The organism is Vibrio sp. Y20_XG_PY13 (assembly GCF_024181925.1).
GTDB classification, from domain to species: domain Bacteria; phylum Pseudomonadota; class Gammaproteobacteria; order Enterobacterales; family Vibrionaceae; genus Vibrio; species Vibrio parahaemolyticus.
Genome location: NZ_JAMZAL010000007.1, coordinates 91,628 through 111,072, shown reverse-complemented (window position 1 = coordinate 111,072; position 19,445 = coordinate 91,628). Strand labels below are relative to the sequence as shown.

Genomic DNA, 19,445 nt, shown 5'->3' with positions numbered 1-19,445 from the left:
CGCATTGCTGTCGGAAAATAAATTTTAGAATAACGGGAAACAGAATATGCCAATCAGTACACCACAAGAAATTATTGATGATATTCGCGCAGGCAAGATGGTCATCCTAATGGATGATGAAGACCGTGAGAATGAAGGTGACTTGATCATGGCTGCCGAGCATATTACGCCGGAAGCGATCAACTTTATGGCGACTTACGGTCGTGGCTTGATCTGTCTGACCATGACTAAAGCGCGTTGTGAAAATCTCGGCTTGCCGCCAATGGTGCAAGACAACAACGCGCAGTACACCACTAACTTTACCGTTTCTATCGAAGCTGCTGAAGGCGTAACCACGGGTATTTCAGCGGCTGACCGCGCACGTACCGTTCAAGCTGCGGTTGCGCCAAACGCAAAAGCGGCAGACTTGGTTCAACCGGGGCATATTTTCCCTCTTGCTGCGCAAGATGGTGGTGTATTGACTCGCGCTGGTCACACCGAAGCGGGTTGTGATTTAGCTCGCCTTGCGGGGCTTGAGCCTGCTTCTGTGATTGTTGAGATTCTAAACGACGACGGCACCATGGCTCGCCGCCCTGATCTTGAAATCTTTGCTGAAAAACACGGCTTGAAGTTAGGCACTATTGCGGACCTTATCGAATACCGCAACAACACAGAAACGACCATTGAGCGTGTAGCAGAATGCAAACTGCCAACTGAACACGGTGAGTTCACTTTGGTGACTTACAAAGACACCATCGATAATCAAGTGCATTACGCGATGTGCAAAGGTGATTTGGCCGGCGAAGCGCCGCTGGTTCGTGTGCATCTACAAGACGTATTCACCGATGTATTACGCAGTGACCGCAATGCAGAGCGCAGCTGGACACTGGATAGAGCGATGAAGCGTATCGGTGAAGAAGGTGGTGTTCTGGTTGTTCTTGGCAATGAAGAATCAACCGAGTTGCTCATCCACCGCGTGAAGATGTTCGAAGCACAAGATAAAGGCGAAGCACCGACTTTAGCGAAAAAGCAGGGCACGTCTCGCCGCGTGGGAGTGGGGTCGCAAATTCTTGCAGACCTTGGTGTTCACGATATGCGTCTTCTGTCTTCGACCAACAAAAAATACCATGCATTGGGCGGTTTCGGCCTGAATGTGGTTGAATACGTTTGCGAATAAGAAGTGAACGATAAGTTCCTAGTCCCATGCACACCTATTTTGGTGTGGACTAGGAACTCGTGACACGCGGCCAATTTCCATTAGATATTGCTCACAAATTTGTGCTAGAATCCGGCGATTCTCACTTGATGAACAAATTTCACTTATAAATAGAGTTAAAGGAAAGCTTATGAAAGTGATCGAGGGTGGCTTCCCAGCGCCAAATGCAAAAATTGCTATCGTTATTTCTCGCTTCAACAGTTTTATTAACGAAAGCTTACTTTCTGGTGCGATCGATACACTAAAGCGTCACGGACAAGTAAGCGAAGACAACATCACTGTTGTACGTTGTCCAGGTGCCGTAGAACTACCTCTAGTAGCTCAACGTGTTGCTAAAACTGGTAAATACGATGCGATCGTATCTCTAGGTACAGTAATCCGTGGCGGTACACCACACTTTGATTATGTTTGTAGTGAATGTAACAAGGGCCTAGCACAAGTGTCTCTGGAATACAGTCTTCCAGTCGCATTCGGTGTGCTGACTGTTGATACTATCGATCAAGCGATTGAACGCGCAGGAACCAAGGCTGGTAATAAAGGTGCAGAGGCTGCACTAAGCGCACTTGAAATGATTAATGTACTATCTGAAATTGATTCCTAATGGGGGCCAGTGTGAAACCAGCCGCACGTCGTAACGCACGTCAATTCGCTCTACAGGCGATCTACTCATGGCAAATTACTAAAGAGAATGTTGCCACGATTGAAGAACAGTTTTTGTCTGGCGACAAATACGATGAAGAAGAACTTCGTGCATCTGAGCCAGCACTTGCTGCTCCAGAAACAGACGTTGCTTACTTCCGTGAACTATTAAGCGGTGTTGTACTTAGCCACGCTGAGCTAGATAGCAAAATTCGTCCTTACGTATCTCGTCCTATGCAGGATCTAGATATGATGGAACTTGCTCTTCTTCGCCTTGCTATGTACGAGATGACTCGTCGCGAAGATGTTCCTTACAAAGTGGTAATCAACGAAGCGATTGAACTTGCTAAAGTATTCGCTGCAGAAGACAGCCACAAATTCGTGAACGGTGTGCTAGATAAAGCCGCACCACACGTACGTAAGAAATAACGATTTCTTCAATAAAAAGGTCAGCACATGCTGACCTTTTTTGTATGATATCAATGCCATTGGCATGAAAAGATAAATGAATTATGTCTGGTGAATTTAACCTGATTGATAAGTATTTTGTTGGCCGACAAAACCAGCGCAAAGACGTACACCTCGCCGCAGGGGACGATTGCGCTCTCGTTAAGGCGCCAGCAAATGTACAGATTGCTATCAGCACCGATACCTTGGTTGCTGGAACCCATTTCCTTCCTCACGCGAACCCTGCTTGGGTTGCTCACAAGGCGCTTGCATCCAACATCAGCGACTTAGCTGCCATGGGCGCAACACCTGCTTGGGTAAGCTTTGCATTGACCATGCCTGAAGCGGATGAAGAATGGCTCGCACCCTTCTGTGATGCGTTTTTCGAACTGGCGGATTACTTTGGTATTCAGTTAATCGGCGGTGATACAACGAAAGGCCCATTAAGCTTAACACTGACAGTGCAAGGTTTTGTGCCTGAGGGCAAAGCGCTGACTCGCTCTGGCGCGAAAGTCGGGGACTGGGTGTATGTCACGGGGAATTTGGGTGACGCAAAAGCAGGGCTGGATGTCATCTTAGATGAAACACTTCGCAGTCGCATTGGTGCTGATGAACTAGAAAAAGCCCACTACCTAAGTACTCCGAGAGTGTTAGCAGGGCAAGCTTTGGTAGGATTAGCATCTTCGGCGATTGATATTTCAGACGGCCTGATTTCGGATATCAAACATATTTTAAAACGCTCACAAGTTGGTGTGAGTATCGATGTGTCTCAATTACCAATCTCTTCAGAGCTGGTACAATTTTTAGATGATAAGGTCAGCGCACAGCAGTATGCTTTATCTAGCGGTGAAGAATACGAGTTGTGTTTCACTGTATCAGGACAAAATCGAGGTTCTTTGCAGAGTGCTTTGTCTTATAGCGGGTGCAAAGTGACGTGCATTGGCCAAATTAGACCAAATGGAACGTTTGAGCTTCACGATAACAACCAACCTCTCGACTGGGATTTAAGTGGTTTCGACCACTTTAAATAAGCTCATCGAGTTAAACTAGCAGTATAGGTTTAAGGATATGACCAACCCTCTTTCTCTGATCTCATTAAAGAACCCGTGGCATTTGTTGGCGACGGGGTTTGGCAGTGGTTTGTCGCCAGTAGTTCCTGGAACAATGGGGACGCTTGCTGCGGTTCCGTTTTTTCTGTTGTTGGCGCAGCAGCCATTTCTGGCTTATGTCGTTGTGGTATTACTTTCGTGCGTGATCGGCATCAAAATCTGCCAAGTCACGTCGGATGATATGAAGGTGCATGATCACGGCTCAATTGTTTGGGATGAGTTTGCGGGCTTTTGGATCACCATGAGTATTGTACCAGCCCTGAATATTCCTATCACGGAATGGAAATGGTTGTTGACAGGTTTCATTCTTTTCCGCTTTTTCGATATGGTCAAACCGTGGCCAATAGGTTGGTTAGACAAACGCATCCATGGCGGGCTTGGCATTATGCTCGATGATATTGTGGCGGGGATTATGGCGGGTATTGCTTTGTTTCTCGTTGCAAAGTATGCGGGTTGGATGAGTTAGTACATCACCTATCACTCGAAGAACAACAAGAATTAAAAAGGGATGCCACTGGCATCCCTTTTTGCTATTTAATTGCTTACTTCGCAAGGTATTCCGCAATGGATTTTTCAATCCCTTTTGCGTCCAAACCAAGTTCATCGTGAAGCTCTTCTTGAGTACCTTGATGGATGAATTTATCAGGTAAACCAAGATTGAGTACTGGTTTGATGATTTTCTCTTTCATCATAAATTCAATAACACCTGCACCAGCACCACCTGCGATTGCGTTCTCTTCTAGCGTGACAAGAACGTCATGTTCATCAGCGAGTTGGCGAATCAATGCTTCATCAAGAGGTTTGACGAAACGCATATCAGCAACCGTTGCATTGAGGTTTTCAGCTGCTTCTAGTGCATTCGGTAAGAAAGTACCGAAGCTCAGGATTGCCACCTTTTCACCTTTGCGTACCACTCGACCTTTACCAATCTCAAGAGCGGTAAACTCTTTTTCGATCTCTGTACCCATACCACTACCACGAGGATAACGTACGGCACTTGGTCCAGTGTGCTTATGACCTGTGTACAGCATTTGGCGACATTCGTTTTCGTCGCTTGGTGCCATGATCACCATGTTAGGAATGCAGCGCATAAAGCTAAGATCAAAGGCACCTTGGTGTGTTTGACCATCTGCACCAACCAAACCTGCGCGGTCGATAGCGAACATTACTGGTAAGTCCATGATAGCGATGTCATGGATAAGCTGATCGTAACCACGTTGCAAGAAGGTTGAGTAGATAGCCACGATCGGATGATCGCCAGCAATTGCCATACCTGTCGCAAGTGTCACAGCGTGTTGCTCTGCAATTGCCACATCAAAGTATTGGTCTGGGTACTCTTTCGAGAAACGCACCATGCCAGAACCTTCACGCATTGCTGGCGTAATTGCCATTAGCTTAGGATCTTGCGCAGCCATGTCACATAAGAAGTCACCAAAAATCTTTGAGAAAGTTGGTTTGCCGCCACTGCTTTTTGGTAAGCAGTTATGGCTTGGATCGAACTTAGGGACGCCGTGGTAGCCAATAGGATCTTTCTCTGCTGGCTCATAACCTTTACCTTTCTTGGTCATGATGTGCAGGAACTGAGGGCCTTTAAGCTCACGCATGTTCTTCAGTGTCTTAACGAGCTCATTCACATCGTGCCCATCAATTGGACCAATGTAGTTAAAGCCAAACTCTTCAAACAGAGTGCCAGGGACAACCATGCCTTTTAGATGTTCTTCAGTGCGACGAACCAGTTCTTTGATTGGTGGTACACCTGATAGCACTTTTTTCCCACCTTCACGGATAGAGGTGTAAAGACTACCGGAAAGCACTTTCGCTAGGTGGTTGTTTAGAGCACCAACGTTTTCTGAGATCGACATTTCATTGTCGTTCAGAATCACCAACATGTCAGGATGAACATCGCCTGCGTGGTTCATGGCTTCGAATGCCATGCCTGCAGTAATCGCACCATCACCAATCACACTGATGACTTTACGACCTTTACCTTCTTTTTGAGCGCTGATGGCTAGGCCAAGCCCTGCACTGATGGAAGTAGAAGAGTGACCAACTGATAGCGTGTCGTACTCGCTCTCTTCGCGCCAAGGGAAAGGGTGTAAGCCGTCTTTCTGACGAATCGTTGGCATTTGATCGCGACGACCCGTCAAAATTTTATGTGGGTAAGCCTGATGACCAACATCCCAGATAAGTTTATCTACGGGTGTGTTGTAAACATAATGCAGAGCCACAGTTAGCTCTACGGTGCCTAAGCCAGACGCTAAGTGTCCGCTAGATTGGCTCACTGAATTTAGCAGATACGTTCGCAGCTCATCACACAGAGTTGGTAATGTTTCTTTTGGAAGAAGACGCAACTCTTCCGGTGTATTTGCTAACGCCAGTGTTGGGTACTTTGAAATATCAAGAGTCATATAAATGCGCGCTTATAGTGTTAGTTTTTGCGCTCGATGACGTATCGGGCGAACTCTTCGAGTAACTGAGTATTGTATGGGATAGCTTCCAATGCTTGAAGTGCTTCCTGTAATAGAGTGTGAGCTTTCTCAATGGCTCCCTCTAAACCCAGCAGGGATGGGTAAGTGCTTTTGTTCAGTTCTTGGTCTGAACCTTGAGGTTTACCCAATGTTTCTGTGTCACTAATGATATCAAGAATATCGTCTTGAACCTGAAACGCCAAACCAATTGCTTTTGAATAGCGTTCTAAATGAGGTAAAACCTCGATACCTTTTTCACCAGCGGCCAGAGCACCTAATTTTACCGCACAATCAATCAGAGCTCCGGTTTTTTTACGGTGTATCTCTTCCATTTCTGCAAGAGAAACTTGGCGATTCTCCGCACCCAAATCCAATGCTTGGCCGACACACATGCCGTTCGCACCAGAGGAGTGAGCTAACGCTTTGATCATGTTGACACGTTGGTTTTCTGCGCTTGTGCTCAACGGACCGTCAGCAATGATGGTAAAAGCAAGAGTTTGTAGGGCATCACCGGTTAAAATGGCGGTCGCTTCATCAAATTTGATATGGCAGGTTGGCTGACCTCGGCGCAGATCATCATCATCCATAGCAGGAAGATCGTCATGGATGAGCGAGTAGGCATGAATACACTCGATGGCTGAAGCTGGAGTGTCTAGATCTTCAGGTTTACAGCCGAGCATTTGACCTGTGATGTAAACAAGAAATGGGCGAACGCGTTTGCCGCCTAACAAAAGGCCGTATTTCATTGCTTGAATCAATGGCTGCTCTTGATATGGAAGCTGTTCTAGCCACAAATTCAATTGCTGATTGTTTCTTTCTTGGAAAGACGTCAATGTCTGTTGCATCACATTGCTCACTACTGATGGTTATTCTGAATCTGGTTTGAAGTCGCTAAGAGGGGCTTCGTCATCTTCGCTAAGAAGAATGCTTACGCGCTGTTCTGCATCGCTCAGTTTGGTTTGGCCAGCACGAGCTAAGGCAATGCCTCGTTCAAATTTACGTAAGGCATCATCTAGGGCAAGATCGCCGTTTTCTAATTGATCAACCAAGCTATCAAGCTCTTCAATGGTTGCTTCGAAGGTCATGTTTTCTGGTTTCTTGACCGCCATCTTTTTTCTGCCTTAATCAAGCCTTGAATAGGATGCACGAAAGTTACCTTAGCGTAGTTACTTGGTCAAATTTAACCTTACATAATTGTCACAAAATTGGCTCTAAACGGGTCTGATTAGACAAACCCCATATTTTAGTTAAGGTTGTTGGCGTTAATTTGTGATCTATTAGCTAAGATTTTCCTAAAAAATCTGTTCTAGTTGTCGATACAAGTAATAATCCGCCTAACGGCAGTATTTAAATAGCGTGAGGAGTGCTTTGTGGATTTAGCAACCCTAATAGGTTTGATCGGTGGTTTTGCCTTCGTCATCATGGCAATGGTGCTAGGTGGCAGTATCGGCATGTTCGTCGACGTTACATCGATCCTTATCGTAGTAGGTGGCTCTGCATTTGTAGTATTGATGAAGTTCACGCTCGGCCAGTTCTTTGGTGCGGCGAAAATTGCAGGCAAGGCATTCATGTTTAAAGCCGATGAGCCAGAAGACCTCATCGCAAAGATTGTTGAAATGGCCGATGCAGCGCGTAAAGGCGGTTTCCTCGCTCTGGAAGAGATGGAAATCAACAACAGCTTTATGCAGAAAGGCATTGACCTTTTGGTGGATGGTCACGATGCGGACGTGGTTCGCGCTGCGTTGCAAAAAGACATTGCCTTGACGGATGAGCGACACACGCAAGGCACGGGTGTCTTCCGAGCGTTTGGTGACGTTGCTCCAGCGATGGGGATGATCGGTACGCTGGTTGGTCTGGTTGCGATGCTTTCGAACATGGATGACCCAAAAGCGATCGGTCCTGCAATGGCGGTAGCCCTTTTAACCACACTTTACGGTGCGGTGTTGTCAAACATGCTGTTCTTCCCAATTGCCGATAAGCTTTCTTTACGCCGAGATCAAGAAACGCTTAACCGCCGTTTGATCATGGACGGCGTACTTGCCATTCAAGATGGTCAAAACCCACGAGTTATCGACAGCTACCTGAAGAACTACCTCAACGAGGGTAAACGTGCTCTTGAGATTGATGAGTAATCGCGGAGATTTGTGATGGATGATGAAGATAACAAATGCGATTGTCCGCCACCCGGTCTCCCGTTGTGGATGGGGACATTCGCGGACTTGATGTCGCTGTTGATGTGCTTCTTCGTACTGCTGCTTTCATTCTCTGAAATGGATGTTTTGAAGTTCAAACAGATTGCTGGTTCGATGAAATTTGCATTTGGTGTGCAAAACCAACTGGAAGTGAAAGACATTCCTAAAGGCACCAGCATCATCGCACAAGAATTTAGACCAGGCCGTCCTGAGCCGACACCGATTGATGTCATCATGCAACAAACCATGGACATCACTCAGCAGACGCTAGAATTCCACGAAGGTGAGTCTGACCGAGCTGGTGGTACTAAGCGTGATGAAGGCAAGCTGACGGGCGGTCAATCACCGGAAACTTCGACACAAAGCAATCAGTCCGCAGAGTCAGATATGCAACAGCAGCAGTCTGAAGAGATGTCACAAGAGATGGAAACCTTGATGGAGAGCATCAAGAAGGCGCTCGAACGTGAAATCGAACAAGGCGCGATTGAAGTGGAGAACCTCGGTCAGCAAATCGTTATACGAATGCGAGAGAAAGGCGCATTCCCAGAAGGTTCTGCATTCCTGCAACCGAAGTTCAGACCATTAGTGCGACAGATTGCTGAGCTAGTGAAAGATGTGCCAGGTATTGTCCGAATCTCTGGTCACACGGACAATCAGCGTTTGGATTCTGAGCTGTATCGCTCGAATTGGGACTTGTCATCGCAGCGTGCGGTGTCGGTCGCTCAAGAGATGGAAAAGGTCAGAGGTTTCTCGCATCAGCGTCTTCGTGTGCGAGGTATGGCGGATACCGAGCCTTTGGTGCCGAATGATTCTGATGAAAACCGCGCACTTAACCGTCGTGTTGAAATCAGTATCATGCAAGGTGAACCTTTATACAGTGAAGAAGTGCCCGTTATTCAATAACAAAGCGCGTCTATAAATAGTTCAGAAGATAAAAAGCGAGCAGAGTGCTCGCTTTTTTATTAAAGATTTTTAGTCGAGAGTCGCTTGTTCTTAAAATCGTAGCCTTGCCTGCAATCCAAGGCATTCTCGCTGCACCTAGCATCTTAAGGTTGTTTGGGTATATAATCTTGCGCCCTAAAAGTGAGCTCATTACATCGTTGAAAACGGCGTGCCTTTCACGCGGATTTCGATTTGATTCTATAGTTATGAGAGTTCACTCATTGTTGATTGCGAAACTAACCTGCGAATTAGACTATGAAATTTATTGTAAAGCCCCATCCAGAAATTTTTGTAAAAAGTGAATCTGTGCGTAAGCGCTTCACAAAGATTTTAGAGTGCAACATTCGTAATATCGTCAAGAGCCGCACGGAATCTGTCGCAGTATTTAACCGTCGTGATCACATTGAAGTGACCTCTGAGAGCAACGAATACCACGCTGAAGTTTTAGAAATCCTGACTCACACGCCAGGCATTCATCACGTTCTAGAAGTGAAGCAATCTGAGTTTAAAGACCTGCACGACATCTACGAGCAGGTGCTGGAACTTAGCCGTCCGCTTATTGAAAATAAAACGTTTGTGGTTCGTGCAAAACGCCGTGGTAAGCATGACTTCACGTCTATCGAGCTTGAACGTTACGTTGGTGGTGGTCTAAACCAAGCAGTAGAAAGCGCACGCGTTAAATTGCACAACCCTGATGTGACGGTAAAAGTTGAAGTATCGGGTGACAAACTTAACCAAGTGTTGGCACGTTACAAAGGTCTAGGAGGCTTCCCTCTAGGTACTCAAGAAGACGTACTAAGCCTGATCTCAGGTGGTTTCGACTCTGGTGTATCAAGCTACCTACACATCAAACGTGGCTCTAAAGTTCACTACTGTTTCTTTAACCTAGGTGGCCCAGCTCATGAAATCGGCGTTAAGCAGGTTTCTCACTACCTATGGAACAAATACGGCTCATCAGCGAAGGTGCGTTTCATCTCTGTTGATTTCGAACCTGTGGTTGCTGAAATTCTTGAGAAAGTAGATGACGGTCAAATGGGCGTCATCTTGAAGCGTATGTTCATGCGCGCTGCTGGCATGATTGCTGAGAAGTTTAAGATTGAAGCGTTGGTAACGGGTGAAGCTCTTGGCCAAGTATCTAGCCAAACGCTAACGAACCTTCGTCACATCGATAACGTAACGGATACGCTGATTCTGCGCCCTCTTATCAACTGGGATAAAGAAGACATCATCAACCTAGCTCGTGAAATCGGTACAGAAGACTTCGCGAAAACCATGCCTGAGTACTGTGGCGTGATCTCTAAGAAGCCAACAGTAAAAGCGGTGAAAGAGAAGCTAGAAGCAGAAGAAGCGAAGTTTGACTTCAGCATTCTAGAAAAAGTGGTTTACGAAGCGCGTCAAATGGACATTCGTGATATCGCAAAAGAATCTGAGCAAGCGGCACCAGAAGTCGAGCAAGTACAAGCGGTAGAAGAACACGCGGTAGTATTGGATATTCGTAGCCCTGATGAGGAAGACGATAACCCACTAGAAATCGATGGTGTGGATGTGAAACACATTCCGTTCTACAAGCTGGGTACGCAATTCGGTGACCTAGACCAGTCGAAAACTTACCTATTGTACTGTGACCGTGGCGTAATGAGCCGTCTGCAAGCGCTTTACTTGCAAGAGCAAGGCTTTAACAACGTGAAAGTTTACCGTCCATAGTCACTCAGTAAATAAACACACTTTCGATGTCCGCCAATGGCGGTGATCTGAAGCAGACCCAAAGCGCAAATTGCTGATGTAATTTGCGCTTTTTTGTTTTTGATCGCGCAATAAATAAGCGTAACTCGGCATAATGTTGAGGCTTATCGCAAAGCTATATTGGTTGTGTTGATATAACGATAATTAATCCGAAATACAGATAAAAAGTGATGTTGATGCCAGATTTGAAAGATGGGATTTTCTTTAGATAAAAAAACACCGCCTAAAAAGGCGGTGTAACAAATTTGACAGACAGGTCAAAAATAAATACAGGAAGTATCTGTTTTGTCACAGGGAGTGTGGACAAAACATCATGGTAGAAATCTACCTAACTCGAAATACGAGTTTGCAAACACAACATCGCAACAACGAAGCCAATTGATTTCCAAGGAAATCAAGCCGTTCAGGCTCGTGTTGCGGGGTGAAATATAGAATTTATCTGGCTGTTCGACAACGGACATTTTATAATGTTTCAGATTAAAAAAACTAATCCTATTTGAGGTCCCATATGTCTCGCAGATTGCCTCCTTTAAATTCGCTTCGAGTATTTGAAGCAGCCGCTCGTCATCTCAGTTTTACGCGTGCGGCAGAAGAGTTATTTGTGACTCAAGCCGCAGTGAGTCATCAAATTAAAGCCCTAGAAGAGTTTCTATCTCTAAAACTTTTCCGTCGCCGTAACCGTTCTTTGCTGTTAACAGAAGAAGGACAAAGTTACTTTCTCGACATCAAAGACATCTTTACCTCGATTGCTGAAGCGACCGATAAGGTATTGGAACGTAGCGAAAAAGGTGCGTTGACCATCAGCTTGCCACCGAGTTTTGCTATTCAGTGGTTGGTGCCTCGTTTGGCGGACTTTAATGCTCAGGAGCCAGACATTGATGTACGCATCAAAGCCGTGGATATGGATGAAGGTTCACTGACTGATGATGTAGATGTAGCGATCTACTACGGCCGTGGGAACTGGCCGGGTTTGCGAGCGGATAAACTGTACCAAGAGTTTCTGATCCCACTTTGTTCACCTTCGTTACTTTTAGGTAACAAACCATTAGAATCTCTAAGTGACCTCAAATTACACACTTTGTTACATGATACTTCGCGTAAAGATTGGAAGCAGTTCGCTCGTCATTACAACATCGAAGGCATTAACGTGAATCACGGTCCGATTTTCAGTCACTCGACTATGGTGCTGCAGGCTGCTGCACACGGACAAGGCGTAGCATTGGGCAACAACGTGTTAGCGAAACCAGAAATGGAAGCGGGACGACTGATTGCGCCGTTTGATGAGGTGCTTATCTCCAAAAATGCCTTCTATGTGGTGTGCCATGAGCAGCAGGCAGACATGGGACGCATCGCGACATTTAGAGATTGGATGCTGGCAACGGCGAGAAAAGAACAAGAGGAAGTATTGGATGAGCCAGTGGATAGTTGAGGGGCCTGAAAACGGGCCGCTGTTTGTTTTTGCTCACGGCGCAGGGGCGGGGATGGAGCATGACTTCATGACTGCTGTCGCCAAAGGATTAGTTGAGCAAGGCATTCGTGTGGTGCGTTTTAATTTCCCTTACATGGTGAAACGTTCGGAAGATGGCAAAAAGCGTCCGCCCGATCGCACCCCAAAGTTGCTCGAAGCATACAGCGAAGTGATCGCTCACTTTGCTTCTTCTCCCGTGGTCATTGGTGGCAAGTCGATGGGGGGGAGAATGGCGAGTTTACTCGCAGAGCACGAGCTGGTGGCGGGCATTGCCTGTTTAGGCTTTCCATTTCACCCTCCGGGTAAGCCAGAAAAATTCAACGGTGATCATCTTGCAAGCATCGACAAGCCCACTCTGATTCTTCAAGGTGAGCGAGATACTTTTGGTAAGCGTGAAGAGTTTGATGAGTTTGTCTTTTCTCAGCAAGTAAAAGTGAGCTTCTTACCTGATGGCGACCATAGCTTTAAGGCGCGCAAGAGCTCGGGACATACCGAAGCGGGCAATATTGCACTTGCAGTAGAGCAACTGTCAGCATTCATCAATGAGGTGTGCAGTGAAAAGTAAGTGGTTACTCTCTTTTGCGGGACTTTCGGGACTAGTTTCTGTTGCACTAGGTGCTTTCGCAGCGCACGGCTTAAAAGCCAAGCTTGCGCCTTATTTGCTTGGCGTGTTTGAGACGGGTGTGTTGTATCAGTTCATCCACACCTTAGCGGTTGCATTTTGTGCCATTTTGCTTCTGCTCAATTTGGGACAAAAAGCACAAAAATATTTTTTCATCGCGGCGATTTGCTTTATCATCGGCATCTTTTGTTTTAGCGGCAGTCTTTACGCGCTGGCGCTGACGGGCATTAAATGGTTTGGCCCCATCACCCCAATGGGAGGATTCATGTTCATGATCGGCTGGTGTCTGTTCTTTTTTGCTGCGTTTAATATCAAAGAGGTCTCCAAGTGAAACAACTAATGCTCTATTGCCGTGCTGGCTTTGAGAAAGAGTGTGCTGGTGAAATTCAGGACAAAGCGACACAGTTGGAAGTGTATGGCTTTCCTCGTGTGAAGAAAAACTCAGGTTATGTTGTCTTCGAGTGTTACCAAGATGGAGACGCAGAGAAGCTAGTTAAAGGCTTAGACTTTAGCTCATTGATTTTTGCGCGTCAGATGTTTGCTGTAGCGGCTGAGTTTGAAGCGCTGCCAAGTGAAGACCGCATCAGCCCAATTCTTGCCGAGCTGTCAGAGTTTGAATCGTTCCCACGTTGTGGCGATCTACGTATCGAAACGCCAGATACGAACGAAGCAAAAGAGCTATTGAAGTTCTGCCGCAAGTTCACCGTACCAATGCGCCAAGCGTTGCGTGGAAAAGGCTTGATGTGGAATAAAGACAACGCGAAGAAGCCAGTGCTACACATCTGTTTTGTCGCACCGGGTCATTGTTATGTGGGTTACTCACTACCAGGCAACAACTCGCAGTTCTTTATGGGTATCCCTCGCTTGAAATTCCCAGCAGACGCACCAAGCCGTTCAACGCTAAAACTGGAAGAAGCTTTCCACGTATTTATTCCGCGAGATGAGTGGGATGAGCGTTTGGCGCCAGGCATGTGGGGCGTTGACTTAGGTGCATGTCCAGGTGGTTGGACGTACCAATTAGTGAAACGTTCTATGTTCGTTCATTGTGTTGATAATGGCATGATGGCAGACAGCTTGATGGAAACCGGTCAAATTAAGCACCACATGGTGGATGGCTTTAAGTTTGAACCAGACCGCAAGAACGTGACTTGGATTGTGTGTGATATGGTTGAGAAACCAGCTCGCGTGGCACATCTTATGGGCCAATGGCTGCTTAAAGGTTGGGCGAAAGAAGCCATCTTTAACCTGAAATTGCCAATGAAAGGTCGTTACGATGAAGTACTGCAAGATCTTGAAAATCTAAAAATGTTCTTGATTGAGAACAAGGTGAAATTCAAGCTGCAAGCGAAGCATCTGTATCATGACCGTGAAGAGATCACGATTCACATTCAGTGTCTATCTAATATCTCTCCGCACTAAGTTATCGTTTCTATGTGGTTGAGCATTATCAAAAAAGCGCCTACTTCAGGCGCTTTTTTATTGCGGTTTAGGAATCGCGACAGTCACTCAATTACTGGTTGGTTGGCCACATCTCTTCCCATTTTACTGATTCCATGTTGTCTTCGATGCTATCTGGCGTTTGAGCAAAAAAGTCTAATCCAGTTTGACGTTCAACTTCGTCAATGGTGGTAATAAAGTTGGCTAACTCAGAGCTTGAAACATCGCGATGCGGGACAATGAACGCAATGGCTTCATCAAAGCTTGGATCAAGAATGACTTTGTAAAATGCGCTCGGGATCGCCACACCATTACCAATTGTTCCTTCGTTACCTTGGTAAATCGGTCCGGTCACCACATAAAGCTCATTGTACTCATTGGCGAGGTCACGAACATGTTCTTCTAGAACGCGCCAACCAACTCGGTTAAACCCCGGCAGTTGAGGTGACATGTTGCTCATCAAAAAGCTTTGCTTCATTGACTCTTGGGTGAAATCCATTGTCGCTGACGGCGCAAGGTGCCCTCTGTCGTATCCTGAGCCTTTGTAGTCCGCTAGGGTAGAGCGCGCGTAATCCGGCATTTCAGTGTCTTCTTGGAAGGCGTTACTGCGTTTGTTGGTGATGTTCACGCTTTCCGCGGTAATGTGGTAAGCAACCCAGTCTGCATTTTTGGTGTTGTAGTTGTACCCAACCGCATAGCCATCTCTGCAAAGGAACTGATCGCTGTTGCTTGAAGGTATGCCTTTATCAAGGTGTTGACCGCAAGTTTCAGCAAGAGTAGGGAAGGATAGGAGTGTGACTAAAGATACTAAGATGATGTTTTTCATTATTTTTCTCCGTTATTAAGAGATTTAAAAATAATGAAATTACTCACTAAGACTGTGAATTAGCTTATAAACTAATCAGTATCTTGTAGGTTAATGATGAGGTAAATATCATTGCCGTGAATGTAAAGGGTTACACAACAGATTTTATAAACGTGTTGTCTAACCCAAAACTTACAGCGTAAAAGAGATGTACTTACTCGGCTTTATTTGGTCCGGTAAAGCGAATGTCTTGCAGGTTAAAGCCGAGCTCGATATCGCATTTCAACGCCGCTACTCGTTTACATAGACGTGCAGACTCAATGTGTTCATCCAGCTTCTTACGATATTTCGGTGCAAGTTCATCGCTGGCGTAGGCTGCTTCAATATCTTCAAATTGAGTTAGGATCTCTTTGGCGGCTTTCGGTCCAATGCCCGGAACGCCTGGCACTTGGCTTGAACTAATGCCAGTTAACCCCCAATAATCAGCGAGTTGGCTTGGCTTTACGCCAAACTCTTTCTCAATAAACGGTTCATCCAACCAACGGTGTTGAAAGTAATCGCGAATTTGCAGCGTCGGTGAAAGTAACTGGCAGTAGCCTTTGTCGGTTGAAACGATCGTTACTTTCTCGCCGTGGCTTGCCACTTTGGTCGCCAGTGTCGCAACTAAATCGTCCGCCTCATCGCCTTCTGATAGCAGTGAATCAATACCTTGCTCCCACCATGCTTGTTGGATGGCATCCAAGCCTTGCATCAGCGGCTCTGGCATCGGTTTGCGATTTTGCTTGTAGTCAGGAAGGATTTCAGCGCGCCAACCTCTATCTTGTTCATGGTGATCAAACACCGCGATGATATGTGTTGGTTTCGCTTCGGAAAGAATACGCGTAAGGGTTCGCTGAGTCGTCGTGATGGTTCTTGCGATGTCAGTTGGATCCGGCTGTGCAGAGTGCACACGGCGAATCAAGTTGAGGGCATCAATAATAACAAGATGAATAGACATAATGACTTAGCAATAAAAAAGGGGCGTAATGCCCCTAGTGTAACGAATGCAAGCCAGACTATCGACCACCAATTTATGGATGGGCAATTCGATAGCATGGTTCGTAATCAGAACCGCCTGGCAATTTCATTCGATGCTGTTCAACGAAGTCTTGCAGTAGCTTGTCGAGCTTCTTCATCAGTACAGGATCGCCATGAATGGAAAATGGACCTTTGCATTCGATTTCGCGAATGCCCTCGGCTTTGACGTTACCTGCCACAATACCAGAGAAGGCTTTGCGTAAGTTAGCCGCCAGAACCTGAGGTTCTTGATCCAAGTTCAAATTCAACCCTTCCATTGATGTATGCGTTGGGTCAAATGGCAGTTGGAAATCCGGTTCGATTTTCAATGACCAGTTGAAGCTGTAAGCATCGCCTTTTTCTTTACGGTGAAGGCGTACATCTTCCATCGAGCGCTTCATGATACGTGCAACTTCTGCAGGATCATCAATGACGATTTGGTAGTGTTTTTGACCTTCTTCACCTAAGGTATCGCGAATAAACGCATCGATAGAACGGAAGTATTCTTCGCTCTCTTTTGGTCCGGTTAACACAATCGGCATCGGCTGATCAGCATTGTCTGGATGCATCATGATACCAAGAATGTACAGCAACTCTTCAGCAGTACCCGGACCACCCGGGAAGATCACAATACCATGCGCCATACGAACAAACGCTTCTAAACGTTTTTCGATGTCCGGCATGATGATCAGCTCGTTGACGATTGGGTTTGGCGGCTCAGCGGCAATGATTGAAGGCTCTGTCAAGCCAAGGTAGCGTTGCTCAGTGTAACGTTGTTTAGCGTGACCGATTGCCGCTCCTTTCATCGGGCCTTCCATCGCACCTGGTCCACAACCCGTACAGATATTAAGTTCACGTAAGCCAAGCTCGTTACCCACTTCGCGCGTGTATTGGTATTCAACGCCATTGATTGAATGGCCGCCCCAACAGACGACGAGATTTGGTTCAATACCGGGAGTGAGCGCGCCTGCGTTACGCAAAATACCAAACACAAGGTTGGTAATATGCGTTGGGTTAGTGAGATTTAGGCGCTGGCTGTCAGCCAAGTGCATGTTCACATAAACGATGTCACGCAGTACAGAGAATAAGTGTTCTTGAATGCCTTTTATGATCTCTCCATCGACGAACGCATGCTCTGGTGGGTCGGTCAGCTCTAGCTTAATGCCACGCTCGCGGCGCACTACATTCACATCAAACGATTGGTGTTTATCGAGAAGCTCTTTGGAGTTATCTGTGTGGCTACCAGAGTTCAATACCGCTAACGTACAGTTACGATAAAGCTGGTAAAGATCACTCGAAGCGGTTTTCTTTAAGCGTTCAACTTCCAGTTGGGATAGCAAGTCCATGCTACCTGCGGGGCTTATATGGGTAATCATAACGCCTCCTTGTGTTGCATTATTTTGAGGGATAGTTCCAACGCATCTTACTTAGTTGTACGTGTCGTTTTACTCAGATGGCTGGAGGGTTTGGTTTTATGGTTATCGAGTCCCAAGCAACCTCAAGATGCCATATTCGTCATCAATGAATACATCATCTTGAAGTGACTTGGGTTTTAACAGCTTAGCAGACTGAAAGGGGATAAATGTGATAACTCGTTGAAAATGGGAGGTTATGAGCGTTTGAGAGGGGGGGGAGTGTTTGTTTGCTTGTTTTTTGAACGGTTTTTAGTTCCAGTTTAGCTGGTTTGTGCCCCGTTTTTTAGCGTCAGTGAGCATTTGCCCAAGGCGATCGAGCACATATTCTGGTGCGTCTGATTCCTTAAATGAAGTAGAGACGGCTGTCAGAGTAATGATGATGTTTTGCTCGCGGAACTTAAACGGCAGCTGACAGATATCGCGCTGAATATTCTTCATCAGCTCTAACGTGTATTCTTCACTTTGTTCTGGAATCAGCAGAATAAACTCTTCACCGCCAAAGCGAGCGACGGTTTCGGTATCAGACACGCTCTTATTGATGGCTCGAGCGATGATCTTCAGCGCTTTATCACCAGCGGTATAACCATAACTGTCGTTTACGGCTTTGAAGTTATCGACATCAAACAGTACCACTCGTAGATTTTGCTGAGAGCGAATCCAACGACGGTATTCGAGCTCAAGACGATCGTTAAATGCTGTTCGGTTGTAAACCTTCGTGAGTGGATCAAGCAACATTCGCTGTGTCTGGTCGTCTAAGCGGCGGCGGTAATCTTGTGTGGTTTCAAACACCGCTTCAAGCTGATTTTTGCTGTAGCTTAAACGCTCTTGCAGGGCCTGTTCTCTCTCTTCCGTCATCTTGAGGCGCTCGGTTAACGAGGCCATTTTTGCCAGCAATGGAGCGACTTCTTGTTTGAGTTCTGCTAAATCCTGTGCTTGGTCGAGAGATTGTTGGCTGAGCTCAACCAAACCATTCATTTCCGTATTCAGCTCTTGGCGATGCTCAAAATAAGTATGGTGTTGATCGACGTTTTGATGGACGGTTTTGAGGTTACTCGCCAGCGCTGAGTTTAACTGATCGAGAAATTGGCTTGATGCTTTGCGCTCAAACTTAGTCGCTTCGACGACTAACTTCAGAGTGCTTAACGTCAGCTCGATTAAGGATTCTGCATTCACGCCAAGCAACAGTTTTGCACGAATATCAAGCAGTCTCTCGCCACATTCGCCTTCAAAATCAAGTTCTGTAATCGTATGTTGTAGATCGACGGCGAGGCATTCTAGTTGAGATTTGTCTGGGTTGTTTTCGAATTCGCTGAGTTGTAAACGCGAGTTCGAAGTGATGATTTTAATCGCGCGTTCGTAGATGCTCAGTAGACGGGTAGCTTGATCGACTTTCTTCCCTGCTTGTACTTCCGAGAAGCTCATTAAGTTGCGCAGTTCGCGTTTTAACTGCGCTGGCAAACCCGTAACACGTTGGAGTGTCTCACCGCTGTGTTTGATTTGTTCATCGAGGTAGCCGTTCTGTTTATCCATCGTTTTCGACTGCTGTTTGAGCATTCTTTCAAGTACCGCCAAACGCGGGATCAGAGTGCTGATGTCTTTTTGATGTTGCAGCTCTTGCTGAATTTCAAACAGATAGTTAGCAACTTGGGTGTTTGAGCCTTGGCAAGCAGACGACAAAGATGCCACAACGCGCTTGAGAACTTGTTGTTCTCGCTTAAATTTGAGCGAAGTATCACGATGTGTCAGCCTGAGTTGGTCAAGTTGACAACTCAGCTGATGAAGCTGCGACTGAATATCGGATTCCAAGATTCCCATGAAACGACTACGGTTAAGTCCATGTACTACTGACAATTAACTGATAATAACAAAAAACTTTATAGCGTCATTAGTTATTACGCTTAACCGAT

The 19,445-nt window shown here is 46.1% G+C and carries 19 protein-coding genes; 12 read left to right on the top strand and 7 right to left on the bottom strand.

The window, feature by feature from the left end:
• Positions 1-46 precede the first annotated feature (46 nt).
• The 5 genes from ribBA to pgpA all read left to right on the top strand — a co-directional run bounded on the left by ribBA (position 47) and on the right by pgpA (position 3,856).
• Positions 47-1,156: a bifunctional 3,4-dihydroxy-2-butanone-4-phosphate synthase/GTP cyclohydrolase II gene (gene ribBA, locus NL646_RS16960; protein ID WP_020840184.1), complete on the top strand. Its 1,110-nt coding sequence runs from the start codon at positions 47-49 to the stop codon at positions 1,154-1,156.
• A gap of 169 nt (positions 1,157-1,325) precedes the next feature.
• Positions 1,326-1,796 (top strand): 6,7-dimethyl-8-ribityllumazine synthase, encoded by a 471-nt coding sequence (ribE, locus tag NL646_RS16955; protein ID WP_005440184.1) that lies wholly within the window; start codon positions 1,326-1,328, stop codon positions 1,794-1,796.
• The gene (gene nusB, locus NL646_RS16950; protein WP_005456038.1) at positions 1,796-2,263 is read left to right on the top strand and encodes a transcription antitermination factor NusB; all 468 of its coding nucleotides are present in this window, start codon (positions 1,796-1,798) and stop codon (positions 2,261-2,263) included. Before ribE ends, nusB begins: the two co-directional genes overlap by 1 nt.
• Positions 2,264-2,346: 83 nt before the next feature.
• Complete coding sequence (thiL, locus tag NL646_RS16945) at positions 2,347-3,312, top strand: thiamine-phosphate kinase (protein WP_025570589.1); 966 nt, start codon at positions 2,347-2,349, stop codon at positions 3,310-3,312.
• Between the two features lie 37 nt (positions 3,313-3,349).
• The gene (gene pgpA, locus NL646_RS16940) at positions 3,350-3,856 is read left to right on the top strand and encodes a phosphatidylglycerophosphatase A (RefSeq protein ID WP_253664472.1); all 507 of its coding nucleotides are present in this window, start codon (positions 3,350-3,352) and stop codon (positions 3,854-3,856) included.
• Positions 3,857-3,932: 76 nt separating this feature from the next.
• Here the strand turns inward: pgpA and dxs are convergent, their stop codons facing one another.
• Genes dxs through xseB form a run of 3 tightly spaced genes read right to left on the bottom strand, consistent with a single transcriptional unit; the run spans position 3,933 to position 6,967 of the window.
• Entirely contained in the window at positions 3,933-5,798 is a 1,866-nt protein-coding gene (dxs, locus tag NL646_RS16935) for a 1-deoxy-D-xylulose-5-phosphate synthase (protein WP_025570585.1), read from the bottom strand.
• Positions 5,799-5,818: 20 nt separating this feature from the next.
• The gene (ispA, locus tag NL646_RS16930; RefSeq protein WP_025504998.1) at positions 5,819-6,703 is read right to left on the bottom strand and encodes a (2E,6E)-farnesyl diphosphate synthase; all 885 of its coding nucleotides are present in this window, start codon (positions 6,701-6,703) and stop codon (positions 5,819-5,821) included.
• A gap of 21 nt (positions 6,704-6,724) precedes the next feature.
• Positions 6,725-6,967, bottom strand: coding sequence for an exodeoxyribonuclease VII small subunit (xseB, locus tag NL646_RS16925; RefSeq protein ID WP_005381566.1), 243 nt, complete (start codon positions 6,965-6,967; stop codon positions 6,725-6,727).
• 261 nt (positions 6,968-7,228) lie between these two features.
• Here xseB and pomA point away from each other — a divergent pair, with 261 nt between their 5' ends.
• From pomA to rlmM, 7 genes are all read left to right on the top strand, one after another.
• Complete coding sequence (gene pomA, locus NL646_RS16920; protein ID WP_005482965.1) at positions 7,229-7,990, top strand: flagellar motor protein PomA; 762 nt, start codon at positions 7,229-7,231, stop codon at positions 7,988-7,990.
• Between the two features lie 15 nt (positions 7,991-8,005).
• Positions 8,006-8,953: a flagellar motor protein MotB gene (locus NL646_RS16915; protein ID WP_005460634.1), complete on the top strand. Its 948-nt coding sequence runs from the start codon at positions 8,006-8,008 to the stop codon at positions 8,951-8,953.
• Positions 8,954-9,247: 294 nt separating this feature from the next.
• On the top strand, positions 9,248-10,696 hold the full coding sequence (gene thiI / locus NL646_RS16910) for a tRNA uracil 4-sulfurtransferase ThiI (RefSeq protein ID WP_005496249.1): 1,449 nt from the start codon (positions 9,248-9,250) through the stop codon (positions 10,694-10,696).
• A 547-nt stretch (positions 10,697-11,243) separates the two neighbouring features.
• Entirely contained in the window at positions 11,244-12,164 is a 921-nt protein-coding gene (locus NL646_RS16905; RefSeq protein ID WP_011105705.1) for a transcriptional regulator GcvA, read from the top strand.
• Positions 12,145-12,768 (top strand): alpha/beta fold hydrolase, encoded by a 624-nt coding sequence (locus NL646_RS16900; RefSeq protein ID WP_253664471.1) that lies wholly within the window; start codon positions 12,145-12,147, stop codon positions 12,766-12,768. Before NL646_RS16905 ends, NL646_RS16900 begins: the two co-directional genes overlap by 20 nt.
• Positions 12,758-13,156 (top strand): DUF423 domain-containing protein, encoded by a 399-nt coding sequence (locus NL646_RS16895; RefSeq protein WP_005489963.1) that lies wholly within the window; start codon positions 12,758-12,760, stop codon positions 13,154-13,156. Before NL646_RS16900 ends, NL646_RS16895 begins: the two co-directional genes overlap by 11 nt.
• Positions 13,153-14,244 carry a 23S rRNA (cytidine(2498)-2'-O)-methyltransferase RlmM gene (gene rlmM, locus NL646_RS16890; protein ID WP_015296337.1) on the top strand — a complete coding sequence of 364 codons (1,092 nt, stop codon included), beginning with the start codon at positions 13,153-13,155 and terminating at the stop codon, positions 14,242-14,244. Before NL646_RS16895 ends, rlmM begins: the two co-directional genes overlap by 4 nt.
• A 91-nt stretch (positions 14,245-14,335) precedes the next feature.
• Here the strand turns inward: rlmM and NL646_RS16885 are convergent, their stop codons facing one another.
• The 4 genes from NL646_RS16885 to NL646_RS16870 all read right to left on the bottom strand — a co-directional run bounded on the left by NL646_RS16885 (position 14,336) and on the right by NL646_RS16870 (position 19,353).
• Entirely contained in the window at positions 14,336-15,088 is a 753-nt protein-coding gene (locus NL646_RS16885) for a DNA/RNA non-specific endonuclease (protein ID WP_005496245.1), read from the bottom strand.
• Between the two features lie 193 nt (positions 15,089-15,281).
• Positions 15,282-16,064 carry a flap endonuclease Xni gene (xni, locus tag NL646_RS16880; protein WP_005459149.1) on the bottom strand — a complete coding sequence of 261 codons (783 nt, stop codon included), beginning with the start codon at positions 16,062-16,064 and terminating at the stop codon, positions 15,282-15,284.
• Between the two features lie 73 nt (positions 16,065-16,137).
• The gene (gene ppnN / locus NL646_RS16875) at positions 16,138-17,499 is read right to left on the bottom strand and encodes a nucleotide 5'-monophosphate nucleosidase PpnN (protein ID WP_005496242.1); all 1,362 of its coding nucleotides are present in this window, start codon (positions 17,497-17,499) and stop codon (positions 16,138-16,140) included.
• A gap of 288 nt (positions 17,500-17,787) precedes the next feature.
• Positions 17,788-19,353, bottom strand: coding sequence for a diguanylate cyclase (locus NL646_RS16870; protein WP_253664470.1), 1,566 nt, complete (start codon positions 19,351-19,353; stop codon positions 17,788-17,790).
• Between the last annotated feature and the right edge of the window lie 92 nt (positions 19,354-19,445).

Coding starts and splice junctions, on each gene's coding strand:
- ribE (WP_005440184.1), top strand. CDS start 1,326: ATGAAAGTGATCGAGGGTGGCTTCCCAGCGCCAAATGCAAAAATTGCT.
- NL646_RS16905 (WP_011105705.1), top strand. CDS start 11,244: ATGTCTCGCAGATTGCCTCCTTTAAATTCGCTTCGAGTATTTGAAGCA.
- NL646_RS16900 (WP_253664471.1), top strand. CDS start 12,145: ATGAGCCAGTGGATAGTTGAGGGGCCTGAAAACGGGCCGCTGTTTGTT.
- thiI (WP_005496249.1), top strand. CDS start 9,248: ATGAAATTTATTGTAAAGCCCCATCCAGAAATTTTTGTAAAAAGTGAA.
- nusB (WP_005456038.1), top strand. CDS start 1,796: ATGGGGGCCAGTGTGAAACCAGCCGCACGTCGTAACGCACGTCAATTC.
- NL646_RS16885 (WP_005496245.1), bottom strand. CDS start 15,088: ATGAAAAACATCATCTTAGTATCTTTAGTCACACTCCTATCCTTCCCT.
- ppnN (WP_005496242.1), bottom strand. CDS start 17,499: ATGATTACCCATATAAGCCCCGCAGGTAGCATGGACTTGCTATCCCAA.
- NL646_RS16870 (WP_253664470.1), bottom strand. CDS start 19,353: ATGGGAATCTTGGAATCCGATATTCAGTCGCAGCTTCATCAGCTGAGT.
- xni (WP_005459149.1), bottom strand. CDS start 16,064: ATGTCTATTCATCTTGTTATTATTGATGCCCTCAACTTGATTCGCCGT.
- dxs (WP_025570585.1), bottom strand. CDS start 5,798: ATGACTCTTGATATTTCAAAGTACCCAACACTGGCGTTAGCAAATACA.
- ispA (WP_025504998.1), bottom strand. CDS start 6,703: ATGCAACAGACATTGACGTCTTTCCAAGAAAGAAACAATCAGCAATTG.
- NL646_RS16915 (WP_005460634.1), top strand. CDS start 8,006: ATGGATGATGAAGATAACAAATGCGATTGTCCGCCACCCGGTCTCCCG.
- ribBA (WP_020840184.1), top strand. CDS start 47: ATGCCAATCAGTACACCACAAGAAATTATTGATGATATTCGCGCAGGC.
- xseB (WP_005381566.1), bottom strand. CDS start 6,967: ATGGCGGTCAAGAAACCAGAAAACATGACCTTCGAAGCAACCATTGAA.
- thiL (WP_025570589.1), top strand. CDS start 2,347: ATGTCTGGTGAATTTAACCTGATTGATAAGTATTTTGTTGGCCGACAA.
- pgpA (WP_253664472.1), top strand. CDS start 3,350: ATGACCAACCCTCTTTCTCTGATCTCATTAAAGAACCCGTGGCATTTG.